An 8,204-nucleotide genomic window follows, 5' to 3' on the forward strand; every position below is an offset into this window, starting at 1 on the left:
TGTTTCATAGTATTCCTTATTGAAGATTTCGACTGGTAGCATAACGCCCGGCTAAGGGGTTGACAACGCACCGCCGAACTAAAAAAACACACTGTAAACACTGAATTTCAATTTTGCACTAAAGTCGCCAAGCGTTGGCAATCCCTCTTGAGCCGTTTGTTATATTTTCACTCTCTACGCTAACGTGATCGACTGTTTAGGATTGTCGAAAACCATTAAAAAACTGATATTTCGTACTTTTCCAAAACCGTAGCAGCTTCCGCACGCTCAATAATTTTTAACAATACCGATTGGATCGCTTCGTCTTCGCGGGCATCCTTGTCACTTGTAAAACGTTGTATTTGGGGATCGGCATTCTCTTCAGGTAAAAAGGTGATAACGACTTCGGTCGCTAAGTCCGTCGTTTTACCGAAATACTCTAATGATATTTGCGGATAACCTTTGAAACCTCTTTGTACTCGTTTCAATATGCGTTTTTTCGCTTTATCCACGTTCATCATGAATCCTTTTGGTTGCTGAACTTAAAAAAATATAACGCCCTGTTAAGGTGTGAGCAACGCAATACAAAGCCGCCGCATACCACCTTAAACACTAAAGCCAACGCATAGTAAAAATGCCACGCGTTGCGAATCACTCTTAAACAGTTTGTTATATTTGAGACTCAATGCTTTCGACTAACTTTTGAATAATATCCAAATCATCGGGTCCTGCATTTAATGCCATAATTTCAAGTCGTTTTTTTGCCAGTAAAAGAATATTTGTATAAAGCTCTACGTGTAAAGCATGGTAGTTTTGATTGGTGTTCATATGATTGACTTTTGAACAGTTAACATTACCAATCATACGCCGAACTAAACCCAATTCTTTGCGTAGGTCTATATTTACAAATTCTTGAGGCGAAGCTCCAGACAATGCAATTCTATGCTGGTATGAGTACATATCGTAGCGATGAGGGTTAATAAATGTATCGTCTAAATATTGTTCAAGATAACCACTTTCTCTAATGTACTCACAAATTTTCTGATCAAGTTGTGGATTATTAAGTAAAAACTCATTTACATCATTAATAGTCTGGATTTTCACATCTACACTTGAAGCTAGATCTCTTACTTTATAGAGCCATTCATATGTAACTGTCTGATTCCTTTTAGTAGGATCCGGTGTTTGTGCAAATAATAGTTCATTTGAATTAGCTAGTCGCACAGCACCTTCGACAACTTCTAATTCATTCGAAGATTCAAGGTCTGCCGGTGAACAATAGCTCGGATTTGCAACTAATTTAATACCCACACTTTCGTAAGATTGAGCGACCAGTCTGGAGCAAAATTGATCGCTAGTTTTAGCTCCTACATTAAGCTTTCCTAATATCTTAGTTGCTACAGCTTCCTTTACTGAATATACACTACCAACGAGAGTTCCAGAGAAATCACAAACGGATAACAATGTTGCCATTTCAACATTTTTTTTCAAACGTAAGATCTTAAGATCCTCCGGAGATTTGAAAATTAGCCTTTGTGGATTAACGGAATACACCCCGCCTTCAGGGATAGCATGATTAATCTGATGATCAACGTAAAGCATCGCATGAGAATAATGGCTACCAGTCGTTCTTTTAATCACTTCTGCTGCTTTTCCATTTCCAGAAGACAATACAACATCACCCACTCTTAATTTTTCTAAATCTAGTATATAACTCAAAATTTCACCTCAAATATAACGCCCGCTTAAGGGGCAGCCAACGCTACTACCAACTTACCGCATAACACCGTAATCACAAAAACCAACGCATAGCAAAAATGCCACGCGTTGGCTGTCCCTCTTGAAGCGTTTGTTAGCTATTTTTCCCAGTGACTGATTTGAATGATTTGAATGATTTGAATGATTTGAATGATTCAAAAATGAATGTCGCCAATCCACCTGCAACATTTGAATTTGCATAATCGTTCAGAGGCTCACAAAAATTTGATTTGAATTTATCAATAGCCTCTTCTGGAGAAGAAGCATAAATCGTATCACCTTCCACTTCTAACCCCGAGCTCAAGAGTTCTTTCTTTTCAAAAAGATAAGTTTCTGAACTCATATCCAGATAAGTAAATGCATTACGATTTGAATTTGGTTTACAGAAAAATTGATACTTTGACATCTTTAATTTCCTTGCTGCTGAATAAAACAATAGCTAACGCCCGGTTAAGGGGCTGACAACGCAAACCACTGAACCTAAAATAACAGCCGTAATCACAAAAGCCGATTTGAACAAAAACCGCCACGCGTTGGCAGTCCCTCTTTAACCTTTTGTTAAATTGAAAAATCAAAGCACTTTAGTTAATTCAATTGAAGATTGGATAATGTATTTGTTCTTTGTAATAACACCAACCTCACTAAGAGAGCCTATAGTCATACGATTTGAAAAGTCTATAATTGTGGCAATTTCGGCGTCAATATTTTCAACATTGTATAAGCTTGAATACCTTTGCAACTGAAGGACGCCTGAATGTGTAAGACTATTTAGCCCTTTCCAGTGGTTGTCTTTAAACTTTTTAAGTGCACCATTAAGGTTTGGACTAGCTTTCTCAAGGTCTTCGATCATTTCATAAAACTGTACCGAATTTCCTGTGGTCTTGGATTTAATATTGTCTTTTTGTGCCTGTGCAATTTGCTTTTCGCTGGCACATTTATACAGCCATTTTCCACGTACATGAGCTTCAAAAAGCACTCTAAGCAACGCTTTGGCTGCGCCAATGTGCCTAAGGGCTAAAAGGTCAAAGATTGCACGCTGCGTATCGAAAACCACATAATGATTCATAAGAGCAAAGTTATCTTTCAGACTCCCTTGATGCTGATACCCATCTAGCAACGTTACAATCTTTTCACCAACTACATTATTCAATATATACCTCTTCAATTTAACGCCCGCTTAAGGGGCAGACAACGCTACTACCAAGCTTCCGCACAACACCGTAATCACAAAAACCAACGCATAGTAAAAATGCCACGCGTTGGCTGTCCCTCTTGAAGCGTTTGTTATGTGCATATCGGTGCAAAATACGCTAACTTTCTTGTATTTTCTGTATCGAAATACCTGCAATACCTACCAATGCCCACTTTGCCGATGAAATGAGCCAATAGAAATAACTTTCATTTGAGTTCACTGTAGAAGCAACCAAAAATATGCAAATTGATGCGAATAATATTAACACCCATCCTAAGCCTTTCGGTTGAAAAACCTTCGTTAAAAGTAGTTGAATGACGTAGCACACTGCCAGTGCAATAAGAAGAGAAACACTGACGTTAAGCAACTCATTTTCAAATAGCCTTTCCATTTAACCACCTGCATGATTGCGATTGATTACTAAAATACAAACTAACATTTTTCCATACTGCTATTTCAAAACAACTATCTGATTATATGGATAATATTTATTGTTGACTCATGCACATAACGCCCAATTAAGGTGCGACAACGCTATAACACCCAACCTAAACCATTACACCGTAAACACAAATTTCAAACCAGAGTGAAATCGCCAAGCGTTAGGAGTCACTCTTAAATTGTTTGTTATAAGCGTGTTTCGTTTTACCACGTTCTATCTAAATCTTGTGCGTATAAAGAAATAGCTCGCTGATACTCTTTAATTGCATCACTGTTCGTAGTTGATACTAAAAGCTCGAGTAGTAATGATGTTGCTTCTTTATGACGTCCTAAGTTGTAGAGACACATGGCATAGAAAGGCTGAACTTCAATAGAATTAGGGTACTCTTTTAGAGTTTGCTCAAAATAGCTTAACGCCTCCGAATACATACCAAGACTTCGATAGGTACTCGCTAGCCCGAATAAAGCATCGAACCTTTCTACCGACGATAACAGACCTAAAAGAGATGACAGATAATGAGTAACCGCTTCTTGCTCTTTACCTTCGTTGTCGTATGACCAAGCAATTTGCAAGTGAGCCCTAGCAGAATAAGTTTCATCGTTTAACAGCGTTTTTAACAAAGCTCTCGACTCTTGATACTTAGCCTCTTTCCGTAATTTAATTGCTTGTTTGATGATACTTTCCATAATTTCCCTCGAAGCTTATAACGCCCGCCTAAGGGGCTGGCAACGCATAACACTAAACTCAAACACAACAACCGTAACCACCGCGGCTCAATGGGACTGGAAACGCCGCGCGTTGACAGTCCCTCTTGAGGCGTTTGTTAGCTTGCGCGCACTCTCAGTCTAAAATCAGAGAACGTTGTCTTCCCACTTAGGATTTCATTGATCAACTGTTGAGTAAGGCGAATAGCCACTTTATATGGGCAACCATTAAGCATAAAAATGATCGTAACCCTCTGCCCTACCCATAACTTTTCAGGCTCTAAGCCCACAGTTTCCTTTTGAAGGTGAATTCTGTTAGTGGCTATTTTAAAAAGTTCCGCTATTGGAAATTCGTATGACTCTCCAGATACTAAACCTCTTTCAAATAGAGTTGGGAAAATAGCATCATATAATGATGCCTTTTGAAAGTGTGCGTTTAGATTATACAGCCGAGTCAGGGAGTAAGTTTTTCGCTTAAAACGGTTCTCATGGATAACAATAAGGATTTCATGAGCAATTAACCGTTCTGTTGTGGACGTACAGGTAATGACAAAGCTATTGTCATGAACACTCGGGAATAAATTACATATTCTTGCTAAATTTTTAGCCAATTTATAAGAGCGAATAGCAGCGATTGCACTAGCAACTGCTGCGAAAAAGCTACAAACTGAGACAATGACACTAATATTTTCTACCACAAATATTCCTGATTACCTCTTCAACTGAATAGCAAGCTAACGCCCGCCTAAGGGGCTGGCAACGCATAACACTTAACTCAAACACAACAACCGAAACCACCGCGGCTCAATGGGACTGGAAACGCCACGCGTTGACAGTCCCTCTTGAGGCGTTTGTTATGCTTAAGCTTCAACACTTTACATTTGAACCAACCCCAGAATAACCCACTGAAATAATTGACTAAACTTCGACTTTCATTGAACTAGAACTGGCTCAACCTTTACCTATGAACTGACCAATGCAGGCTTTCATTTAGCAACTAGGCCAATGTGGAAACCCTCTCCGACAAACTCACTCACCACGCATGGGCACGACAACTCAATGAGGCAATGACACTGAAATTTACAGCGACAGACACATTGCCGTTTTATTAGGCAGCGCAAAACAATGCTCAATTGCCGACTGACTTTCGGCCTGTAAATAAAGGCACCAAACTGCTCAAAGCGACTTGAAAGAGCAAAACTCAACTCGCGCAGACTCAAGAACCCAATGAGGCAATCACTCTGAATTTACAGCGCCAGATACATTGCCGCTTCATTAGGCAGCGACGAACAACATTGAATTGCCGACAAAAACTGAACGAAATGCCGAAGAAATCGACAACTACAAGCTACTGATTTATATGGATTAAGCATAACGCCGCGTTAAGGGGCGCAGGCACGCAATACAAAAGCTACCGCACAGTGCCGTAACCACTAAACCCAACGCAAACTGAAAATGCCACGCGTGCCAAGTCCCTCTTTAACGCTTTGTTATGCTTAAGCTTCAATGACTTACGTTTTACCCAAACCAAGATTAACTCGACTTTGATTCACAAACAAAAACCAAAACGCAGAAAACCGAAATGACTCATAATTTTGAAAATCAGACTTTGAACTTTGGCAGTCAAAACTCAAAAACCTAAGATCAAATTTCTGATTGAGCCAACCACCCTAACCTCGCGCTTGCCCGAAAATTGACTGAGGCAACTCTCAGAATTTCCAGCGCCAAAGAATAATTGTCCGGAAAACCGCGCCCACTGAAGCCAACTTGCCGACAAACTCGAAACCAACCAGCCGAGGGAACAAAGAGAGACCATAAACCACTGACTTTGCGTGATTAAGCATAACGCCCGCCTAAGGGGCTGGCAACGCATAACAACCAAACTCAAACACAACAACTGCAACCTCCGCGGCTCAATGGGACTGGAAACGCCACGCGTTGACAGTCCCTCTTGAGGCGTTTGTTATGTGTTTGAATACGTTGATACTTCAATAAGATTCCCATCAGGGTCTCTGAAATAGAATGATGTGATTGCACCTTGCGAGCCTGTACGTTTTACAGGCCCTTCCATGATAACCACACCTTGATTTTCCACATACTCCATTGCGTCAGACAGATCTATATCGGTAATAAAGCACAAATCTGCGCTCCCAGTTCTGACATTTTGCGCCTTAGACTCAAACTCATGGCCGAGTTGATGAAGATTGATTTTCTGGTGGCCAAACTCTAGAGCAATCCGACCGGCTCCAAAACTTACGGCTTTCATACCCAACACTTTTTCATAGAACTTCGTTGTTGTAGGAATGTCTGCAACAGTCAGAACTAAATGATCAAGGTGACTAATTTTCATCAGAAACTCCATTTTCTAGGAAAACACATAACGCCGCGTTAAGGGGCGCGGGCACGCAATACAAAAGCTACCGCACAGTGCCGTAACCACTAAACCCAACGCAAACTGAAAATGCCACGCGTGCCAAGTCCCTCTTTAACGCTTTGTTATGCTTAAGCTTCAATGACTTACATTTTACCAGGACCAAGATTAACTCAGCTTTGATTCACAAACAAAAACCAAAACGTAGAAAACAGAAATGACTCATAATTTTGAAAATCAGACTTTGAACTTTGGCAGCTAAAACGAAAAACCTAAGATCAATTTTCCGATTGAGCCAACCGCCATAACCTCGCGCTTGCCCGAAAATTGACTGAGGCAACTCTCAGAATTTTTAGCACCAAAGAATAGGTGTCCAGAAAACAGCGCCCGCTGAAGCCAATTTGCCGACGAGCACGAAACTCACAAGCCAAGGGAACAAAGATAAACCATAAACCACTGACTTTGCGTGATTAAGCATAACGCCGCGTTAAGGGGCGCTGGCACGCAAAACAAAAGCTACCGCACAGTACCGTAACCACCAAACTCAACGCAAACTGAAAATGCCACGCGTGCCAAGTCCCTCTTTAACGCTTTGTTATAACAACGATTTCCTCGATACCGATGTTTATGCCTTACCCTGCTCGAAAGCTAAAATATTCTCGAATGCTATTTTGAAGTAAAGCTCATAGCTGTTTTGCTCTACATATCCTAAATGTGGGGTAGCCGTTACGTTTGGTAATGACAATAAAGGCTCGTTATCAAGCGATGCCGGTTCATTGTCAAATACATCAACGGCAGCTCGCTTAGTTGAGACCGCCAAAAGCTCGTTGTATAGCGCAGAGTTTTCTACAAGCTCTGAGCGACTAATGTTTACAAATAAAGAGTCGGGCTTCATTAAGCTCAAGTCTTGAGCTGTTACGCACGCCCTAGTTACCTCATTCAAACGTAAGTGAAGTGACACAATATCCGAACCAGAGAAAAATGCTTCCTTTGAAGCGGCAGCTTCAAAGCCGTGTTCAAGCGCAAGATTTCTTGATTGCTCACTACCCCAAACAACCACTGACATTTCAAATGCTTTTGCATATTGAGCAATTCGTTGTCCTATTTTTCCATAGCCCCAAACACCAAGCTTCAAACCCTTTAAAGTACGACCTAAACCGAGCACACCAGAGTTCTGCCATGTATCGTTTTGTAGATTGGCTGAATAAGTTGGTATGTGGCGACTTGCTGCCATAATCAGTGCCCACGCTAACTCCGAAGGAGCAACGGGAGAGCCACGCCCCTCCAACACCTTTACCCCATACTTTTCGCATAGGTGAACATCAATATGGTTGCTGACTTTACCTGTTTGACTGATAACTTTAAGGTCAGGTAACTGTGCAAGCAGTGACTCTGTAATGACTGTGCGCTCTCGGATTAAAACAAGAACCTCTGTGTCTTTTAGCTTAGCTACCAGCTCCGACTCAGGAAGTGTTTCGTTCAAGATGGACACATCGTGATGTGATAGTAATTCGAAACAATCTAACGTTCTAACCACATCTTGGTAGTCATCTAAAACTGTTATTTTCACGGAACTCTCCTTGTTGTTATAACGCCCGCTTAAGGGGCAGACAACGCTACTACCAACTTACCGCATGACACCGTAATCACCGAAACCAACGCATACTAAAAATGCCGGGCGTTGGCTGTCCCTCTTGAAGCGTTTGTTATGCTACCTTTTTGCCATTGGATGGCTTGGATTCAATTGAAGAAGATCCC

General features: G+C 41.0%; 9 protein-coding genes and 1 pseudogene. All 10 read right to left on the bottom strand.

Annotated elements, in window-relative coordinates; translation table 11 throughout:
- Positions 1-215 precede the first annotated feature (215 nt).
- The 10 genes and pseudogenes from AACR75_RS07175 to AACR75_RS07220 all read right to left on the bottom strand — a co-directional run bounded on the left by AACR75_RS07175 (position 216) and on the right by AACR75_RS07220 (position 8,016).
- A complete protein-coding gene (locus tag AACR75_RS07175) occupies positions 216-497 on the bottom strand; it encodes a hypothetical protein (RefSeq protein ID WP_197056800.1) in 282 nt (93 codons plus the stop codon).
- A gap of 151 nt (positions 498-648) precedes the next feature.
- Complete coding sequence (locus tag AACR75_RS07180; RefSeq protein ID WP_052190337.1) at positions 649-1,698, bottom strand: hypothetical protein; 1,050 nt, start codon at positions 1,696-1,698, stop codon at positions 649-651.
- Positions 1,699-1,831: 133 nt separating this feature from the next.
- Positions 1,832-2,143, bottom strand: coding sequence for a hypothetical protein (locus tag AACR75_RS07185; RefSeq protein ID WP_047689389.1), 312 nt, complete (start codon positions 2,141-2,143; stop codon positions 1,832-1,834).
- Positions 2,144-2,308: 165 nt separating this feature from the next.
- Positions 2,309-2,887 carry a DUF6988 family protein gene (locus AACR75_RS07190; RefSeq protein ID WP_231564192.1) on the bottom strand — a complete coding sequence of 193 codons (579 nt, stop codon included), beginning with the start codon at positions 2,885-2,887 and terminating at the stop codon, positions 2,309-2,311.
- A gap of 687 nt (positions 2,888-3,574) precedes the next feature.
- Positions 3,575-4,057 carry a tetratricopeptide repeat protein gene (locus tag AACR75_RS07195; RefSeq protein WP_047689395.1) on the bottom strand — a complete coding sequence of 161 codons (483 nt, stop codon included), beginning with the start codon at positions 4,055-4,057 and terminating at the stop codon, positions 3,575-3,577.
- Positions 4,058-4,194: 137 nt separating this feature from the next.
- Positions 4,195-4,773, bottom strand: coding sequence for a hypothetical protein (locus AACR75_RS07200; protein ID WP_047689397.1), 579 nt, complete (start codon positions 4,771-4,773; stop codon positions 4,195-4,197).
- A 288-nt stretch (positions 4,774-5,061) separates the two neighbouring features.
- The gene (locus AACR75_RS07205; protein ID WP_081989751.1) at positions 5,062-5,295 is read right to left on the bottom strand and encodes a DUF3709 domain-containing protein; all 234 of its coding nucleotides are present in this window, start codon (positions 5,293-5,295) and stop codon (positions 5,062-5,064) included.
- Positions 5,292-5,342 (bottom strand): annotated as a pseudogene (locus AACR75_RS18585) (hypothetical protein); the annotation flags it as partial. The pseudogene AACR75_RS18585 and the gene AACR75_RS07205, both read right to left, overlap by 4 nt.
- A 696-nt stretch (positions 5,343-6,038) precedes the next feature.
- A complete protein-coding gene (locus tag AACR75_RS07215) occupies positions 6,039-6,425 on the bottom strand; it encodes a VOC family protein (RefSeq protein WP_047689399.1) in 387 nt (128 codons plus the stop codon).
- Positions 6,426-7,071: 646 nt separating this feature from the next.
- Positions 7,072-8,016 carry a D-2-hydroxyacid dehydrogenase family protein gene (locus AACR75_RS07220; RefSeq protein ID WP_047689402.1) on the bottom strand — a complete coding sequence of 315 codons (945 nt, stop codon included), beginning with the start codon at positions 8,014-8,016 and terminating at the stop codon, positions 7,072-7,074.
- Positions 8,017-8,204 lie beyond the last annotated feature (188 nt).

This window comes from Vibrio sp. ZOR0018, assembly GCF_963865925.1.
Taxonomy (GTDB): Bacteria; Pseudomonadota; Gammaproteobacteria; order Enterobacterales; family Vibrionaceae; genus Vibrio; species Vibrio anguillarum.

Bases quoted from the DNA above. Each gene is read 5' to 3' on its own strand.
- AACR75_RS07215 (WP_047689399.1), bottom strand. From the start codon at position 6,425: ATGAAAATTAGTCACCTTGATCATTTAGTTCTGACTGTTGCAGACATT.
- AACR75_RS07195 (WP_047689395.1), bottom strand. From the start codon at position 4,057: ATGGAAAGTATCATCAAACAAGCAATTAAATTACGGAAAGAGGCTAAG.
- AACR75_RS07185 (WP_047689389.1), bottom strand. From the start codon at position 2,143: ATGTCAAAGTATCAATTTTTCTGTAAACCAAATTCAAATCGTAATGCA.
- AACR75_RS07175 (WP_197056800.1), bottom strand. From the start codon at position 497: ATGAACGTGGATAAAGCGAAAAAACGCATATTGAAACGAGTACAAAGA.